Below are 16,765 nucleotides of genomic sequence, written 5' to 3'. Positions count from 1 at the left end.
CGATGAGGCCGTGACGGACACCGAGGACGGGAGGAGGCGGCATGCTGGGGCTGCTCGCCGCGGGGTTCGCGACCTCGGCCGCGGGGTCCGCCGTGATCGCCGCCGCCCACCGGTGGGGGCGGAGGCGGGACCCGCTCGCCGACGCGAACGCCTTCATCGCGGCGTGCATCGCGGTGATGGCCGCCCTGGGCCTGGTCAACCTCCTGACGGCGCGCCCGGACGTCGCCTGGCCGGTCGCGACCGCGTCCCACCTGGTGCTGGGCATCGTGGTGGCGGGCGTCTTCTGCCTGACCAGGATCGTGGCGGACCGGTCCTGGCGGGTCTCCCGGCGGGTCATGCTGCTGCTGGCCGTCCAGCCCGCGGCGGAACTGGTCCTGGCCGTGACCAACCCCCGGCACCACCTCCTCTACACCGGCCTCCGGCCGGGCGCCTGGGACGTGCTCGTCCCCGCCCCCGGCCCGGCCTTCCCGGTCAGCGCGGTCTACCTCTACGTCCTGCTCACGGCCGGCGTGGTGCGGGTGGTCCGGGCGCGGCGGCGGGCGCCGCGCGGCCGGCGGGAACTGTACGACTGGACGCTGGCCGGTTTCGTCCCGCCCGGCCTGGCCGGCGCGAGCGCGGCCCTGCCCGTCCCCGTGCCGGACCTGACCGCGCTCGGCCTCGGCGTCACGGCGCTCATCACCTACAGGATGCTGGTCCGCTCCCTGTCGCAGCACATCCAGGTGGCGCACGGGCAGGTCTTCGACTCGATGACCGACGCGGTCGCCGTGCTCGACCGGGACGGCCGGATCCTCGATCTCAACGCGGCCGCCCGCGACCTGCTGGCGCGGACCGTACCCGGGCTGCCCGAGCGGCTGGAGGGGAGGGTGATCACCGAGATCCGGGGGTTCGACCTCGCCCTGACCGAGGGTACCGACACCGAGCAGACCCTGACGGACACGCGGGGCCGGCGCGTCGACCTGCACGTGCGGGCCAGCGTGCTGCGCGACCGCCGCGGCGACGCGGTCGGCTGGGCGCTGGTCGGCCGGGACGTGACCGAGCTCAACCGGCGGCGGCGCGAGGCGGAGGAGTCCGCCGCCCGGCTCCGCGAGCAGCTGCGCGTGAACGAGGCGCTCCGCACGGACCTCGCCGAGCAGGCCGTACGGGACGCGCTGACCGGGCTGCACAACCGCCGCCACCTGGTGGACACGCTGGAGCGGGAGGCGCGGCGGGCCGCCGGGGAGGGCGCGCCGCTCAGCCTGGCCATCATCGACGTCGACCACTTCAAGCGGATCAACGACACCTACGGGCACGGCGGCGGGGACGCGGTGCTCGTCCGCCTCGCCGGGCTGCTCGCCGACTCCGTACGGCAGGGCGACGTGGTCGCCCGCTACGGGGGCGAGGAGTTCGTCCTGCTGCTGCCGGGCGTGACCGAGGAGTCCGCCTGGCGGCTGGTCGAGCGGCTCCGCGAACGGACGGGCCGTACCGCGATAGAGGTGGACGGCCGGGCGCTCACGGTCACCTTCAGCGCCGGCGTCGCCGGGCTGGCGGCCGGAGGGAGCACGGAGGACCTGCTCAGGGCCGCCGACGCGGCACTGTACGAGGCCAAGCGCCGGGGCCGCGACCGGGTCGAGCGGGCCGGCTCCGCCCCTTCCGGGGGGCCGGTGGAGACCCCGGCGGTCCCCTCGGGCGACCGCCGGTCCGATCCGGCGCACCTCACCACCGGTCCGGCGCACCTCGCCACCGGTGAGGCGGCCTGAGCGCCGCCCGCGGACCCGGCTCCTGCCGCTGCCGCCCGGGATGGAGGACCGGATACCGGGACCGGCTGGGAGGCGTTGTCCGGAGACCGCTTCTCAGCCGGTTCCGGTCGAGTGACCTCGGTCATCCGAGGAGGAGGCCCGTCAGGCGGCCGAGGACCACCGCGGCGGCCATGGCGGCGAAGCCCAGGCCGATCGAGAGCAGGCAGCCCGTCCCACCGTCCCACCTCTTCCGCGGCGCCGGTTCCCGCTCCGGGCCGAACCAGAGCGGCCGGGGTTCGAGCAGGAGGAACAGGAGCGCGCCGAACTGCCCGGCGGTGAACAGCCAGAACCACGCCCACCTGTTGCCCAGCCGGGGCGTCGAGCCGATCATGATGAGGAAGGCGGCCACCCAGGCCGCACCGACCCACCAGCCGATGCCGCTCGGAGAAGTGTCGAACGGCCAGTCGGGGAAGAAGCCGTTGGCGTCCGAGTCGCGTTCCGGTCCGGCGGGTCCGGGCCGGTCCGCGCCGAGATCGCGGTGGAGCCGCTCGACCGAGTAGATCTCCGGGCCGTCGCCCGCCGACAGGCCCTGGACCTGCCGCCAGACCAGCGGCCCCTCCGCCCACGTCAGCCGGTAGACGTCGCCGTCCTGCTCCCGGTAGCCGACGTGGGTGACCCGGCCGGCTCCGGCGGCGGCGCGGAAGTCCTCCAGGGGGCGATCCGCCGGGAAGGCGCGCAGCGCTGCGACCAGCACGCCCCAGAGCAGGAGCGCGAGCAGCACGACCCGCACGGCGAGGCCCAGAGCCCACCACGGCGTGCGCGCCCGCTCCGGCGTCATGCCTCCTTTCTACTCGATCGCTGCTCGCCGGGGCCGCTCCGATCGTCCGGTGGGATCCGGGCCTTCGCCCTTGGCGCGCCGTATGCGGGTGGTCATCGGCGGTCAGCGTTGCGGCGGGCCGACCTCCCACAGGGCTGAGATCGGGAACGCCTTCCTCCGGTCGCCGAAAGAAAGCGGTTCGCTTCCGGTGTAGAGAATGAAACCGGCTTTGAATCGGTCGCCGAGGCGGTCCTCCAGGTGACGGAGTCCTCGGAAATCGTCGCGGCGTATCGTTTCCCCGGCCTTGACCTCGATTCCGATGACTTCTCCGGAAGCGTGCTCCAGCACGATGTCGACTTCGACTTTGTCGCGATCACGGTAGTGGAAGAGCTGCACGGGCTCGTCGCACCAGGTGAGCTGGCGGGCGATCTCTCCGATGACGAAGTTCTCCAGCAGCTGCCCTACGGGTGCGATGGGATCCAACGCCCGCTCCGGGGAGAGGCCGGCCAGTCTGCCGGCCAGTCCGGAGTCGACCATGATCAATTTTGGCGTGGATATGGCTCTCGTCGTCAAGTTGGACGACCATGCGGGGATCCGCTTCGTCACGAACACGAGTTCCAGGAGGTCCAGGTACCTCGACAGGGTTACCCGGGGCATCCCGACGTCGTTGGCGATGGCCTGCACCACGCCCAGGGTGCCCATGCGCGCAGCGACCACGCCCAGTAATCTGCGCATCTCGGCCGGTCGTTCGATGTCGGAGATCTGTCGGACGTCGCGGGTCACCAGATCGGTTATGTAGGACTCGAAGAACCGTGCGCGTCTACGGCCCGCATCGCGGCGCACGGCTTCCGGATACCCGCCGCGTAGAGCTCGTGTCACATAGTCCTTCTTCAGCAGCCGGCTGGGCGTGACGGCCAGATCGGCGCCTTGCCGGAACGCCTCGTCGACGAAACCGTCCGGCGTGGAGTCGATCTCTCCCTGTGACAGCGGCCACAACTCGATCGTTTCCGTGCGTCCGGGGAGTGCGTCCGGAAGGTCGCGAAGGTCGAGGAGGCGCGCCGAGCCGGTCAGTATGTAGTGCCCTGGCCGCGGGTCCCGATCCACCTCCCGTTTGATCGGAAGAAGCAATTCGGGGGCGTGCTGTATTTCATCGATGAGGAGTAGTCCATCATGGCGCACGATCCCCATGGGATCTTCCCGCGCCGCCGCCAGTATGGCGGGATCGTCCAAGTAGAGCTCCCTGGAACCGGGAAAGCGTTCGGTGACCAGCCTGGCGAGGGTGCTCTTCCCCACCTGGCGAGCACCGTTCACAACGATCACGCGCGTATCCTCCATGGCCTCCATCACCATGGAATCCGCATGCCTCCTGAAGACCTTCGCGTCGCTCATGCTGACGAAGGTAACGCAGATGAGATGAGGTGCGTGGTCGTTCTGCCGGATGGCTGGTGGTCGGTTCGCCGATGGGTTGGTGGTCGTTCTGCCGGATGGCGGATGGTCGGTTCGCCGCTGACCCGGTTAGCAATCTGCCGCGGATGCATGTGCGATCTGCCGGGGTATGCGTGGGCGGTCCGCCGGAGGGCGCACGGTCGTTCCGCCGTCAGCCCGCGGCCGGAGGAGGTGCCTCCGGCCGCGGGCGGCGAGGGGCGGAAAACCGTTTGTGCACGGGCGAGGCCGGTGCCTAGCCTGGCCCGCATGTCGCTTTCGTGCCATGGGCCGATCTTCTCCGTCCGCATCCGCCGCAGCCCGGCCCCGGGCCGGTAGGGGGAGAGAACCCGCTTCCTCCTGCGCGTGCCCTGGGGCCTCCGAGACCTGTTCATCTCGGACCCGAAAGGGCAACACTGTGGCGCAGTCCTTCGCTCACGGAAACCACTCGCACACCCGGCGCGCCGTCCGCAACGGCGGCGGCCGTACCGGTGGCCGGACGGCCCGCGACCGGGACCGGCGCGTCCTGTCGCAGAACTTCCTGGTCGACCCGGACGCGGTCGCCCGCGTGGCCGAGGCCGCCGGCCCGCACGACCTGGTCCTCGAACCGGGCGCGGGGGAGGGCGTGCTGACCCGGGCGCTCGCCGAGACCTGCGGTCAGGTCGTCGGCTACGAGATCGACCCGCTGCTCGCCGGGAAACTGGCCGCCCGCACCTCGGGCGACGAGCGCATCCGCGTCGTCCGGGGCGACTTCCTGGCCGCCCGCGCGCCGCGCGAGCCGTTCGCGGTCGCCGGGAACATCCCCTACGCGATCACCTCGAAGATCGTCGACTGGTGCCTGCGGGCGCCCGGCCTCACCTCGGCCACCCTGGTCACGCAGTTGGAGTACGCGCGCAAGCGCACCGGCGACTTCGGCCGCTGGAGCATGCTGACCGTGCGGACGTGGCCCTGGTACCGCTGGGAGTTGCTGGACGGCATCGGCCGCGAGGCGTTCCGGCCCGTCCCGGCGGTCGACTCCGCGATCCTGCGGATCGAGCGCCGTACGGCCCCGCCCGGGCAGGCCGGGCCCGACCTGCCCGGCTACCGGGACTTCGTCGAGTACGGCTTCACCGGCCTGGGCGGCTCCCTGCACGCGACCCTGCGGCTTCGCCACCCGGCGGACCGGGTCGACGCGGCCTTCACCGCCGCGGGCGTCAACCCGGACGCGGTCGTCGCCCACGTCCACCCCGACCGCTGGCGGGTGCTCTACGAGCACCTGCACCGGTAACCGTACGGCCGGGGGCCGTGCCGTACGGTCACCGGCCGTGCCCGCGGTCACCGGCCGCCGTCCCGGTGCACGAAGCCGGGCCGGCAGAGATCCTTCTCCGGGACGTGCACCGTCGGACCGTTCGGCGGCGGTGCACGTCCCGGAAAAGGATCATCGATGTCGGCCGTTCGGCCGTGGTCAGCCGAGGGCGCGGGCGAGATCGGCGGCGGCGGTGGCGACGCGGGGGCCGACCGTGTCCGGGTCGAGCGGGGTGAAGGCGATCACGCCCACGGACGCCTCTAACCAGGGGAGGCCGGGGACGGGGGCGGCGATGCCGCGGGCGCCCTCCTGGAGCTGGCCCTCGGTGGATACGTAGCCGCTGCGGCCGGCGCGGAGAGCGAGGACGGCCCGGCCCGCCGCGCCCCGGTCGAGCGGGTGGCGGGAACCCTCGCGGTAGGCGACGTGCATGTCGGTCCAGGACGGCTCGACCACCGCGACGGCCAGGCCCTCGTCACCCTCGGCCACGGTGAGGTGGGCGGTGGCGCCCACCTCCTCGGCGAGCCTGCGCAGGGTGGGCAGGGCGCCCTCGCGCAGCAGCGGCTGCACGGCGCGCGCCAGGACCAGCACGCCGAACCCCAGGTGGACGCGGCCGTCGCCGTCGCGCCGAACGAAGCCCTCGCGCTGCAGGGTCGTCAGCAGGCGGTAGACCGCGGGGCGGCTCAGCTCCAGCTCGGCCGCGATCTCGGTCGGGGTCCGCCCCCGGAGCTCGCCGGAGAGCAGGCGGAGCAGGCGCAGGCCGCGCTCCAGGGTCTGCGAGGATTCGGCCGCCATGCCCTCGATTATCGGGGTGGCCGGGCGGGCGCCTCGACGGAGGGGCGGTCCCCCGGCGCCCCGTACCGCGCAGGACCGGACCGCGGCCCCGGTGGTGCGGATGGACGCCGGACGGGTGGCGGCGGGCCCGGTGGTGCGGGCGGCGACCGGTTGTCACGGGGTGACAACCGGCACCCGGGAATGTGCGGGCGCTTGGCAAGAACCGCGCGCGGGCCTGCCGTAGCTTGCTAGATCCCTGCACTCCGGCGAGGGGACCTTCGAGCATGAGCGAGCCGCTGATCGCCCGGGTCGCGCGGTGGGCGGGAGAGATCCCGGACGCCCCGGCGTACACCTTCCTCGACTACTCCGGCGGCCGCGACGGGACCCGGCACACGCTCTCCTGGTCCCAGGTGGACCTGCGGGCCAGGGCGCTGGCCGTACGGCTGCGCGAGATCGCCCGGCCCGGGGAGCGGGCGGCGATCCTGGCGCCGCAGGGGCTGGAGTACGTCGTCGCGATGCTCGGCGCGATGTACGCCCGGGTGGTCGCGGTGCCGCTGTTCACCCCGGACCTGCCCGGCCACGCCGACCGGCTGGTCCGCGCCTACGCCGACGCCGACCCGGTCTGCGTGCTCACCGCGACGCCCGCGCTGGAGGCCGTCCGGGCCTTCCTGGACGAGGGCGGCGGGGGCGGCGGGGGCGGGGGCGCTGTGCCCCGGCCCAAGCAGGTCGTCGCCGTGGACACCGTCTCCGGCCTGCTCGCCGACGAGTGGGAGCCCGAGCCGATCGGTCCCGGCGACCTGGCCTACCTGCAGTACACCTCCGGCTCCACCCGCGCCCCAGCCGGGGTGGAGATCAGCCACGGCAACGTCACCGCCAACGCCGAGCAGCTCTGGACCGCCTTCCGCGCCGTGCCGCGGGTGTCCACGGCGGCGCTCTGGCTGCCGCTCTTCCACGACATGGGACTGATCGCGACCATCGCCGCGCCGATCGTCGGCGGCAACCGGGCGGTCTTCATGGACCCGGTCGCGTTCGTCATGCATCCGGTCCGGTGGCTGCGGATGCTCGCAGACTACGAGGACGTGTTCACCGGCGGCCCGAACTTCGCCTACGAGTACACCGCGAGCCGCGTCACCGAGGAGGAGAAGGCGACGCTCGACCTGTCGGGGGTGGCGGTCATGCTCAACGGCGCCGAGCCGCTGCGGGCCGGCACGATCGGCCACTTCTCCGAGGCGTTCGCCGGGTGCGGGCTCCGCCCCGAGGCGCACACCCCCGCCTACGGGCTGGCGGAGGCGACGGTGTTCGTCACCGCGATGGCCCGCGACCTGCCGCCGCGGACGACCGCGTTCGACCGGGACGCGCTGGCCGCCGGCCGGGCCGTGCCGGTCGCGGAACAGGCCGCCGCACCCGCCGCGGAGCCGTCCGCCGTGCCGTACGGAGGGCGGGCCGGGGAGGCCGCGGGAGGGACGACGGGCGGGCGGGCCGGGGAGGCCGCGGGAGGGACGACGGGCGGGCGGGGCAGGGCCGTCGAGCTGGTCTCCTGCGGGGTGCCGACGGGGCAGCGCGTCGTGATCGCCGCACCCGACGGTACGGTCCTGCCCGACGGCGAGGTCGGCGAGATCCGGGTCCAGGGGCCGAACGTGGCACGGGCCTACTGGCGGGACGCCGAGCACAGCGCCGAGGTCTTCGGAAGCGTGCTCCGGGGCGAGGAGGGGACCTGGCTGCGCACCGGCGACCTGGGAGTGGTCCACGGGGGCGAGCTGTACGTCACCGGGCGGATCAAGGACCTGATCATCGTCGACGGGCGCAACCACTATCCACAGGATGTGGAGGCCACCGTGCAGGAGGCCGATCCCGCCGTCCGCAGGGACCGCGTGGCGGCGTTCGCCGTACCGGGGGAGGACACGGAGCGGCTGGTCGTGGTGGCCGAGCGGTCGCGCAGGGCCGAGGGGAGGGACCCGGCCGAGGTGGAGGCGAACGTCAGGGCCGCCGTCGCGCGGGGCCACGACCTGCGGCTGGACGGGTTCGTGCTGGTGGAGGCGGGCGCCGTACCGCGCACGTCGAGCGGGAAGATCGCCCGCCGCGCGTGCGCCCGGGCCTACCTGGACGGCGTCTTCGCGGGTGCCCCGCCCGCTTCCGGCCCGGGCTCAGGTCCCGGTCCGGGGTCAGGTTCCGGTCCGGGGTCCGGGAGTGGAACCGGCCCGGGGTCAGGTTCCGGTCCGGGCCCCGCACCTGGAACCGGGGGCGGCTCCGGGGACGCCGGTTCCTGATGTTCGAGTCGCTGGGGCGGTTCGTCCACCGCCGGCGCTGGGCGATCCTCGCGTCGGGGGCGGTCTTCGCGGTCCTGGCGGGGCTGTTCGGGCTGGGGCTGTTCGGCCGGATGACGGACGGCGGGTTCGAGGACCCGGGCGCCGAGTCGACCTCGGCCGCGCGCTGGAGCCAGGAGTGGTTCGGCGGCAGCTCGCCCGACGTGGTCGTGCTCTACACGAACCCGGAGATCGAGGCCCGCGACGAGCGCTTCCGCAAGGACGTGGAGAAGGCGCTGGAGGCGCTGCCCGCCGAGCACGTCGCCGAGGTCTCCACCTACTGGAAGACCGAGGCGGCGGAGCTCGTCTCCGCCGACGGCCACTCCACCTACGCGCTGGTCGCGCTGAAGGGGGAGGAGCAGGCCGGGCAGCGCAGGTACGAGGCGATCGAGGAGCGGCTCCGGCAGGCCCCCGCCGGGTACGACGTCCGGATCGGCGGCCGGGTCCCGCTGCTGGCGGACCTCAACGCGCAGACCGCCGCCGACCTGCGGCAGGCCGAGGCGATCTCGATGCCGGTCCTGCTCGTCCTGCTCGTCGTGGTCTTCGGCAGCCTGGTCGCCGCCGGGCTCCCGCTCGTCGTCGGCGTGCTCTCGGTGATCGGCGCGCTCGCGCTGCTCCGGCTGCTCACCGAGGTCACCGACGTCTCGGTCTTCTCGCTGAACGTCGTCACGATGCTGGGCCTCGGCCTGGCCATCGACTACTCGCTCTTCGTGCTCAGCGCCTTCCGCGAGGAGATCCGCCGGGGATCGCCCGTGCAGGCGGCCGTCGTGCGGACCATCGCGACGGCCGGGCGGACCGTCGCCTTCTCCGGGCTGACCGTGGCGACCGCGCTCTGCGGGCTGCTGCTGTTCCCGCAGATGTTCCTGCGCTCGATCGGGCTGGGCGCGGCGGCGGTGGTGCTGGTCGCGATGGCGGCGGCGCTGGTCGTGCTGCCCGCGCTGCTGGCCGTGCTCGGGCCGAGGGTCGACGCGCTGAACGTGATGCCCGACTTCGGCCGGCGGCGCCGGGGCAGCTGGCACCGGATCGCGTCCAGCGTGATGCGGCGGCCCGTCGCCTACCTCGTCGGGGTCGGCGCGGTGCTGCTCGCGCTGGCCGCGCCGTTCCTGCACGTGCGGTTCGGCGGGGTGGACCACCGGGTGCTGCCCGAGCACTTCGAGAGCCGCCAGGTCGCCGAGCGGATCGACCGGGACTTCGCCAGGAACGCGATGGCGCCCATCGAGGTCGTCGTGCTCGTCGAACGCGACCTGGTCGGCCCGATGACCGCCGCCGCGCCCGGGGCGCTGCCCTCGGAGGTGGGCGGGCGGCTCGGCCCGGTCGGCGTGGAGAACTCCGGGCCCGTCCCGGTCACCGAGGTCGGCCCGCTGGACGTGAAGGTCTTCGCGGACCGGCTGAAGGAGCTCGACCACGTCACCGGGGTCGACGTCACCGGGGTCTCGCAGGCCGGCGGCGCGGTACGGCTCGCGGTCCGCCACGACGGGGACCCGGCGTCGGACGAGGCCCGCGCGCTGGTCGAGCGGATCCGGGCGCTGCCCCCCGAACCGAACTTCCAGGACGTGGTCGTCGGCGGGCCCACGGCCGCCCAGCTCGACCTGGAGGACAGCCTGACGGCCACGCTGCCGTGGACCGCGCTCGTCGTCTGCCTGATGACCGGTCTGCTGCTGTTCGCCGCGTTCGGGTCGGTCCTGCTGCCGCTCAAGGCGATCCTGATGAACGTCCTGTCCCTGGGCGCGTCCTTCGGGGTGATCGTCTGGGCCTTCCAGGACGGGAACCTGGCGGGAGTCCTCGGCTTCACCCCGACCGGGAGCGTCGAGGCGACGATCACCGTGCTGATCCTGGCGGTGGTGTTCGGGCTGTCGATGGACTACGAGCTGTTCCTGCTCAGCCGGGTGCGGGCGGAGTGGCTGCGGACCGGGGACAACACCGCGGCCGTGGCGATCGGCCTGGAGCGGACGGGAGGACTGATCAGCAGCGCCGCGCTGCTGCTGCTGGTGGTCATCGCGGCCTTCTCCACCGCCGGGATCACGATCGTGAAGATGCTGGGCGTCGGCATGTTCGTGGCCATCGTGGTGGACGCGACGCTGGTGCGGGGGCTGCTGGTGCCCGCGACGATGCGGCTGATGGGGGAGGCCAACTGGTGGCTCCCGGCCCCCCTGCGGGACCTCCACCGGAGGATCGGCCTCCGGGAGCACCATGACGGTCCGTACGGTCCCCCGCCCGCCTACGTGACGGTGGAACGCACCGGCGGCCCGGCCGCCGCCCCGGGTAGGGAGCTCCACGGGGCACGCGGCGTCCACGGGGTGCGGGACGCCCCCCGGGCCCTTCCCGCCCGGCCCGAGGAGGCCTCCCCGCGGTGGATCCCGCAGATCACCCCGCCGCAGGCCCCTCGGACCGGACAGACCCCGGAGGCCCTCCCGTCCGAGGTCTCGGAGGCCGCCCGGGCCTCGGAGGTCCAGGAGGTTTCGGAGGTCCCGCGGGCTTCGGGGGTCCGGGAGGTCTCGGTTCCCCCGCCCGAGGTCTCGGTCTCCCCGCCGCAGGTTTCGGAGGTCACGCGGGCTTCGGAGGCGCGGGATGTCTCGGTTCCCCCGTCCGAGGCTCCGCGGACCACTGCACCCGCGTTCGCCCGGGAGGTCCGCGCGCCCGCGCCGCAGTCCCGCCGGCACGGGTCGAATCCCTATCCGCTGCCTCCCCTCCCGGTCAACGGGGCGGCGAAGTCATCGGCCCCGGCGCGCACGGAGCAGGCCGTGCCGGTGGATCCGGCGCAGCGGCTCAGGAAGGTGGTCAAACCCAACCTCGATGGTCCCGGCTGGCACTGGGCGGAGGAGGGCACGGTCCCCTCACCGCCGCCGCCCTTGCTGACCGTCGAGGACGCCATGGGGTACTCCCCGCCCGCTCCCCCGCATCCACCGGTTCCGGACGGCCCCCGCCCGGAACCGCTCCGGAACCTCCCGGCGACCAGCCCTCATCTCATCGATCGGTTGGAGCCGCTGGCACGGCGACAGGACCGCAGGCCGGTGGTGCCCATCCCCGGACGTCCGTCTCCGTCTCCGTCTCCGTCTCCGTCTCCGTCTCCGTCTCCGTCTCCGTCTCCGTCTCCGTCTCCGTCTCCGCCCCCGGTTCTGGAGCCGGTCGCGGATCTGGGCGGCGGCTGGGTGCCCATCGGGCGGAGGGCGACGAGGGTGGTACGGCCCACGGCCGGCGGGTCGGGCTGGACCTGGGTGGAGGCGGAGGAATGAGCGACCTCGCCGCACGGCCCGCCGATCCCGGTGAGTCCGCCGGCCCGGGCGGGACCGGCCGGCGCGGGCCGCTGCTCCTGGTCGTCGGCCTGGCCGGGTTCGTGACGACCCTGGACAACACGGTCGTCACGGTGGCCCTGCCCACCCTCCAGGCCGAGCTGGGCGCGTCCCTCGCGGTGCTGGAGTGGGTCGTCACCGGGTACGTCCTCACCTTCTCCGGTCTGATGCTGGCCGGTGGACGCCTGGCCGACGTCTACGGGCGCCGCCGGATCCTCGTCACCGGGCTCGCGGTCTTCACCGCCGCCTCCCTCGCCGCCGGGCTGGCCGGTTCGGCCGGCGCGCTCGTCGCGGCCCGGCTCGTGCAGGGCTGCGGGGCCGCGCTGATCCTGCCCGCGATGCTGGCCGTGGTCGCGGTCGCGGGCGGCGGCCGGGAGCGCTCGGCCGGCGTCGCCGTCTGGATGGCCTCGGGGGCGGCGGCGCTCGCCCTCGGCCCGGTCGTGGGCGGTTATCTCGCCCAGCACGCCCACTGGAGCTGGATCTTCCTGCTCAACGTGCCCCTCGGCGTGCTGTGCGTGGCCCTCGCGATGGCCGCCGTACCCGAGTCGCGCGACGGGACCGCCGCCCGCGTCGACGTGCCCGGGGTCGCGGCCTCGATCGCCGTGCTGTCGGCGGGCACGTTCGGCCTGACCTTCGCCGCCGAACTGGGCTGGACCTCGCCGGTGATCCTGGCCGCGCTCGCGGTCAGCGTGGTCTCGGCCGCGGCCTTCGCCGTCGTGGAGCGCCTGGGCCGGGACCCCATGGTGGACCTGGCGCTGTTCCGGGCGCGGGCGTTCACCGGCGGGGTGATCGCCCAGGTGCTCTGGGGGCTGGGCGTCAACGGGGTGTTCTTCTTCACGGCGCTCTTCCTCCAGGGGGTCCTCGGCTTCAGCCCCACCGCCTCGGGACTCGCCTTCGTGCCGCTGGCGCTGCTCGTCGCCGTGGTCACGCCGCTGGTCCCGTTCGCCGAGCGCCGTCTCGGCGCGGCCCGCACGGTCGCGCTGGGGCTCGTGCTGGTGGCGGGCGGCATGGTCGCGGTGGCGTTCCTGCGGGCGGGGGACGGCTGGGCGGAGCTGCTGCCCGCCGTGTGCGTGATCGGGATCGGCTCGGCGCTGACCATGCCGCTCGGCTCGGCCGTGCTGGGCGCCGTGCCCGAGGGGCGCGCGGGCGTCGCGGGAGGGGTGTTCAGCGTGGCGCGGGAGATGTCGGGGCTGTTCGGCATCGCGGTCGTCGGCGTGATCGTGAACGGTGCCGCGAGCTTCACCGCCGGCTACTCGACCGGTCTGCTCACCGCCGCCGGGCTCGTCGCCGCCGGAGCCGCCGTCAGCCTGGTGACGCTCCGGTGAGCGCCCGCGCGGTCCCGGCGGTGCCGGTCGAGGACCCGGCGGGCCCGGTGAGCGTCCGTACCGGCCCGACGGCGCGTGGCGCGGTCCCAGCGAGCCCGGTGGCGCTCCGGTGAGGATCGCGGTCCTGGCGTTCGGGTCGCGGGGGGACACCCAGCCGTGCGTGGCGCTGGGGGCCGGGCTCGCCGCGCGCGGGCACCGGGTGACCGTGGTCGCGGCGGGCAGGTACGGCGGGCTGGTCGAGGAGGCGGGGCTCGTGCTGAGCCCGCTCGGCGTGGATCCGCAGGGCATCGTGGAGTCCGAGGAGGGGCAGGCGTGGCTGCGGAGCGGCCCGGCCGGGTTCGTCCGGGGGTTCCGCCGGGTGGTGGAGCCGCTCGCCGAGCGGCTCGTCGCCGAGGTGGACGCGGCCTGCTCCGGCGCGGACCTGGTGCTGGCCCCGGCGCTGGGCGGGATCGGGCACCACCTGTCCGAGCGGTACGGCATGCCGTACGCGCTGCTGCACTTCCAGCCCGGCGAGCCGACCCGGGCCTTCCCCAACCCGCTGGTCCCGCTGCGCACGCTGGGCCCCTGGGGCAACCGGGGCAGCTACGCGCTGGTCGAGGGGCTGAGCGGGCTGCTGCTCGGCCGGATGACCGACCGGCTGCGGGCGCGGGTGCTCGGGCTCGGCCCCCTGCGGGGCGGGATGTTCCGGCGGGCGCGGGCGGACCGGGTGCCGGTGCTGTGCGGGGTGAGCCCCTCGGTCGTCGCCCGTCCGGCGGACTGGCCGGAGCACGTCCACCTGACCGGTTACTGGTTCGCCGGACGGCGGTGGACGCCGCCGCCCGAGCTGGTGGCCTTCCTGGAGGCGGGACCACCGCCCGTCTACGCGGGCTTCGGCAGCATGGCCCCCGCCGACCCGGCCGCGACGGCGCGGGCGGTGGTGGCGGGACTGCGGGCGGCCGGGATGCGCGGCGTCCTCCAGGGCCTGCCGTACGGCGGGGCGGACGACATGCTCGTGATCGGCGAGGCCGACCACGCGTGGCTGTTCCCCCGAACGGCGGCCGTGGTGCACCACGGGGGCGCGGGGACGACGGCGGCCGGGCTCCGCGCCGGGGTGCCGTCGGTGGTGTGCCCGTTCTTCTCCGACCAGCCGTTCTGGGGCGCCCGGGTGGCCCTGCTGGGCGCGGGCCCCGAGCCGCTGCCGGTGCGCCGGCTCACCTCCGCCGCGCTGGCCGGACGGGTGGCGGCGGCCGTGCGGGATCCGGGGATCCGGTCGGCGGCGGCCCGGCTGGGGGAGCGGCTGCGCGCCGAGGACGGGGTCGCGCGGGCCTGCGAGGCCCTGGGCGCCTGAACACCGTCCACCTGGGATCCGCTCCCGCACACGCGGCCGGGTCCTCAGGGATCGTGGACGAGCAGGTCACCGGGCTGGCAGTCGAGCTCGCGGCAGATCGCGCTGAGGGTGGAGAAGCGGATGGCCCGAGCGCGGCCGTTCTTCAGGATCGACAGGTTGACGATCGTCACGCCCACCCGGCCGGCCAGCTCGGTCAGGGTCATCCCGCGGTCGGCCAGCAGCTTGTCCAGCCGGACGGCGATGTGGTGCTCCTCCTCGGGCGGCATCAGACCAGTCCCTGGGTGTCGGAGCGGAGCCTGCTGCCCTGCCGGAACACCTCGGCCAGGGCGAGGACGGTGAATCCGACGAAGAGGGCCCAGTAGAAGTCCTCACTGTTCTGGATGCCCACGTTCTCCAGCGGGGTGCCGGAGAGCAGCATGTTCAGGCTCAGCACCTCCACGCGCGGGAGGAAGGCGATCCCGAGGAGCAGGACGCCGATCACCGCGAGCCGCCGCGCGTTCGCGGGGATGAAGGGGTCACCCTCCCGGAAGGTCCGGATCAGCTGCAGCAGGACCACGGCGACGGCGCCCAGCATGATGGTGAGCAGCAGCTCGGGGAGCAGGAGCAGGAAACGCTGGGACAGGTCGGGGTCGATGACGGCGAGGGTGCGGTCGAACGAGGACGTGACGAGCCTGACCGTGCCCGGCGGGCCGGTCGGGACGGGCGCCGGGTCGTCGGCTCCGGTCGCCGTCAGGTAGGGGTTGACGATGACGTGGCGGGTGCCGACATCGGAGCCGTCGAAGATCTGGTAGAGGCAGAACGCGATGCCGAGCAGGGCGAGCCCCGCCCCCGCCCAGGTGATCCCCTCCAGGGTCCGGATGCTCGCGGGTGGTTTCGCCATGACCGGTCCTCCTCCGCTGGATATCGAATCTCGATAAAACGATAAACGATAAGCAATCGCGGGGGAAGCCCTGCCGGGCCGTCGCGAGGGCCCGGACCGGGGTCCGGCGTCCCGGCGGGTGTCACAGTTTCCTGACAGAGCCTGTCCGGGCAGCAATGATCTCGGTAAGGTGCGAAACGACCGTTAAGACGGGCTATCCCGGGGAGTTTCACGACATGCGACTCACTCTGCGGCGGGCCGTCGCCGCCGGTTCGATGCTCGCGCTGATCGGCGCCGTGGCTCCCGCGGCGGCCGCCTACGCCCAGGACGATCCCCGCAGCTGCCGGGACCTGCTCGGCGCGGACACCCCGGCGTACGTCCAGTGCCACTGGCTCGCCACGCCCGAGGAGGCGCTCGGCGTCGCCCTGTTCTGGGGGGCGGACGACAACGCCAAGCTCAAGGAGGCGACGCCGTACCCGGGGCGGTTCATCGACTGCTCGGCGCCCGGCAGTTCCTGCCCGGCCCCACCGGACGGCGGCGCCGAGGGCGACGAGAACTCCCCGTTCCCCGGCGACGCGGAGGAGGGCGGCACGCCCGAGTGCGAGACCGGCGGACAGGAGTGCGCCGTCGGCGGTTACGAAGCCGGCGGGGACGGTACGGCGGCCGGCCCAGAGACGGGCACCGGCGCCCCGAGGACCGCGACCGGGCAGAGCGCCCAGACCGCTCGGACGGGGCAGAGCGCGCAGGAGGGGCAGACCGTGACGCCGCCGACCGCGGCGGAGGTCGCCGCGGCCGCGCAGACCCCCGGCGGCCAGGCCGTCGCCGCGGCGCGGGCCACGGGCCTGCGGGTCTGGCTGGACACCGAGCTGGCCGACGACTGGAAGGCGGGTCCCGCGGCCTTCGCCGCCGCGGTGAAGAGGATCGGCGCCCTGGCCGCTCGCCCCGAGGTGGCCGGGATCAGGTTCTCCACCCAGCTCGGCTACGACACGACGTTCACCACCCACGAGGAGGTCACGGCCTTCGTCGCCGCCGCCTCCGCCGCGCTGCGCCGGGCGGCCCCCGGCAAGCAGCTCGGTGTGCACACGGTCGTGCCGGAGTTCGCCTGCGGCGCCGTCGAGGCGTGCAAGACGGAGACGGCGAAGAGGTACCCGCTGCTGGCCCCGGAGTGGATCGAGTCCTACCTGAGCACCGGGGGCGTCGACCAGCTCACCCTGGACGGCGGGCTGCTGCGCGGCGGCTACACGGCCTGGGGGATCGACGCGAAGACGGCCCGGCGCAACCAGTCGATCCAGCTCCGCGCCCGCGCCTGGGACGTGCTCACCCGGGTCGCCGCCGAGGAGGCCGGCCTCGTCGGCGACGTGAGCGCGCAGGAGGTCGCCGACCGGGTCGCCACCCCGCTCCGCGACGGCGCCGCCCAGCAGGTCAACGTCTGGACCCGGCTCCAGGACGCCCAGGGCGGAGTCGAGCGCCTGACCGCCTGGGACGCGTTGAAGAGGCTCGCCCCGCTCCAGCGCCGGATGGCCGCGGTCTACGACCCGGCCACGCCCGAGACGGACCCGGCCGCCGACCTCAAGAAGCTCGCCGAGGTCTTCGGCCAGGTGTACCTGACCACCGCCTGAGGATCAGCCGGGCACCCGGCTGATCCGGCGAG

At 74.2% G+C, this 16,765-nt stretch carries 12 protein-coding genes; 7 read left to right on the top strand and 5 right to left on the bottom strand.

The window, feature by feature from the left end; all coding sequences use genetic code 11:
- The first annotated feature begins 41 nt into the window (after positions 1 to 41).
- Positions 42 to 1,736, top strand: a complete 1,695-nt coding sequence (locus IEZ07_RS16275) for a histidine kinase N-terminal 7TM domain-containing diguanylate cyclase (RefSeq protein ID WP_191895525.1) — start codon at positions 42 to 44, stop codon at positions 1,734 to 1,736.
- A 121-nt stretch (positions 1,737 to 1,857) separates the two neighbouring features.
- Here the strand turns inward: IEZ07_RS16275 and IEZ07_RS16270 are convergent, their stop codons facing one another.
- Positions 1,858 to 2,553 (bottom strand): hypothetical protein, encoded by a 696-nt coding sequence (locus IEZ07_RS16270; RefSeq protein ID WP_191895524.1) that lies wholly within the window; start codon positions 2,551 to 2,553, stop codon positions 1,858 to 1,860.
- 102 nt (positions 2,554 to 2,655) lie between these two features.
- A complete protein-coding gene (locus IEZ07_RS16265; protein ID WP_191895523.1) occupies positions 2,656 to 3,921 on the bottom strand; it encodes an ATP-binding protein in 1,266 nt (421 codons plus the stop codon).
- Between the two features lie 451 nt (positions 3,922 to 4,372).
- On the opposite strand from IEZ07_RS16265, the gene erm reads away from it, so the two are divergent.
- The gene (gene erm / locus IEZ07_RS16260; protein ID WP_191895522.1) at positions 4,373 to 5,221 is read left to right on the top strand and encodes an ErmE/ErmH/ErmO/ErmR family 23S rRNA (adenine(2058)-N(6))-methyltransferase; all 849 of its coding nucleotides are present in this window, start codon (positions 4,373 to 4,375) and stop codon (positions 5,219 to 5,221) included.
- A 177-nt stretch (positions 5,222 to 5,398) separates the two neighbouring features.
- Here erm and IEZ07_RS16255 read toward each other — a convergent pair whose 3' ends face one another.
- The gene (locus IEZ07_RS16255; RefSeq protein WP_191895521.1) at positions 5,399 to 6,031 is read right to left on the bottom strand and encodes an IclR family transcriptional regulator; all 633 of its coding nucleotides are present in this window, start codon (positions 6,029 to 6,031) and stop codon (positions 5,399 to 5,401) included.
- A gap of 263 nt (positions 6,032 to 6,294) precedes the next feature.
- On the opposite strand from IEZ07_RS16255, the gene IEZ07_RS16250 reads away from it, so the two are divergent.
- From IEZ07_RS16250 to IEZ07_RS16235, 4 genes are all read left to right on the top strand, one after another.
- Positions 6,295 to 8,277: a fatty acyl-AMP ligase gene (locus IEZ07_RS16250; RefSeq protein ID WP_204054431.1), complete on the top strand. Its 1,983-nt coding sequence runs from the start codon at positions 6,295 to 6,297 to the stop codon at positions 8,275 to 8,277.
- Positions 8,277 to 11,546: an MMPL family transporter gene (locus tag IEZ07_RS16245; protein WP_204054432.1), complete on the top strand. Its 3,270-nt coding sequence runs from the start codon at positions 8,277 to 8,279 to the stop codon at positions 11,544 to 11,546. The genes IEZ07_RS16250 and IEZ07_RS16245 overlap by 1 nt, the downstream gene beginning before the upstream one ends.
- Entirely contained in the window at positions 11,543 to 12,928 is a 1,386-nt protein-coding gene (locus tag IEZ07_RS16240) for a DHA2 family efflux MFS transporter permease subunit (RefSeq protein WP_191895520.1), read from the top strand. Before IEZ07_RS16245 ends, IEZ07_RS16240 begins: the two co-directional genes overlap by 4 nt.
- Positions 12,929 to 13,037: 109 nt before the next feature.
- Complete coding sequence (locus tag IEZ07_RS16235; RefSeq protein ID WP_191895519.1) at positions 13,038 to 14,255, top strand: glycosyltransferase; 1,218 nt, start codon at positions 13,038 to 13,040, stop codon at positions 14,253 to 14,255.
- A gap of 44 nt (positions 14,256 to 14,299) precedes the next feature.
- Here IEZ07_RS16235 and IEZ07_RS16230 read toward each other — a convergent pair whose 3' ends face one another.
- Together IEZ07_RS16230 and IEZ07_RS16225 are read right to left on the bottom strand one after the other, a co-directional pair.
- Complete coding sequence (locus tag IEZ07_RS16230; RefSeq protein ID WP_191895518.1) at positions 14,300 to 14,521, bottom strand: helix-turn-helix domain-containing protein; 222 nt, start codon at positions 14,519 to 14,521, stop codon at positions 14,300 to 14,302.
- Positions 14,521 to 15,135, bottom strand: coding sequence for a DUF2975 domain-containing protein (locus IEZ07_RS16225; protein ID WP_191895517.1), 615 nt, complete (start codon positions 15,133 to 15,135; stop codon positions 14,521 to 14,523). The genes IEZ07_RS16230 and IEZ07_RS16225 overlap by 1 nt, the downstream gene beginning before the upstream one ends.
- A 215-nt stretch (positions 15,136 to 15,350) precedes the next feature.
- Between IEZ07_RS16225 and IEZ07_RS16220 the strand changes: the two genes are divergently transcribed.
- Complete coding sequence (locus IEZ07_RS16220; RefSeq protein ID WP_191895516.1) at positions 15,351 to 16,733, top strand: hypothetical protein; 1,383 nt, start codon at positions 15,351 to 15,353, stop codon at positions 16,731 to 16,733.
- Positions 16,734 to 16,765 lie beyond the last annotated feature (32 nt).

Origin of the sequence: Planomonospora parontospora (genome assembly GCA_014647935.1) — a bacterium.
GTDB classification, from domain to species: Bacteria; Actinomycetota; Actinomycetes; order Streptosporangiales; family Streptosporangiaceae; genus Planomonospora; species Planomonospora parontospora.
Note: the sequence above shows the minus strand (reverse complement) of the source record. Positions and strands in the feature narration are given on the sequence as shown.

Coding starts and splice junctions, on each gene's coding strand:
- IEZ07_RS16265 (WP_191895523.1), bottom strand. CDS start 3,921: ATGAGCGACGCGAAGGTCTTCAGGAGGCATGCGGATTCCATGGTGATG.
- IEZ07_RS16255 (WP_191895521.1), bottom strand. CDS start 6,031: ATGGCGGCCGAATCCTCGCAGACCCTGGAGCGCGGCCTGCGCCTGCTC.
- IEZ07_RS16230 (WP_191895518.1), bottom strand. CDS start 14,521: ATGCCGCCCGAGGAGGAGCACCACATCGCCGTCCGGCTGGACAAGCTG.
- IEZ07_RS16225 (WP_191895517.1), bottom strand. CDS start 15,135: ATGGCGAAACCACCCGCGAGCATCCGGACCCTGGAGGGGATCACCTGG.
- IEZ07_RS16250 (WP_204054431.1), top strand. CDS start 6,295: ATGAGCGAGCCGCTGATCGCCCGGGTCGCGCGGTGGGCGGGAGAGATC.
- IEZ07_RS16245 (WP_204054432.1), top strand. CDS start 8,277: ATGTTCGAGTCGCTGGGGCGGTTCGTCCACCGCCGGCGCTGGGCGATC.
- IEZ07_RS16275 (WP_191895525.1), top strand. CDS start 42: ATGCTGGGGCTGCTCGCCGCGGGGTTCGCGACCTCGGCCGCGGGGTCC.
- IEZ07_RS16240 (WP_191895520.1), top strand. CDS start 11,543: ATGAGCGACCTCGCCGCACGGCCCGCCGATCCCGGTGAGTCCGCCGGC.
- IEZ07_RS16220 (WP_191895516.1), top strand. CDS start 15,351: ATGCGACTCACTCTGCGGCGGGCCGTCGCCGCCGGTTCGATGCTCGCG.
- IEZ07_RS16270 (WP_191895524.1), bottom strand. CDS start 2,553: ATGACGCCGGAGCGGGCGCGCACGCCGTGGTGGGCTCTGGGCCTCGCC.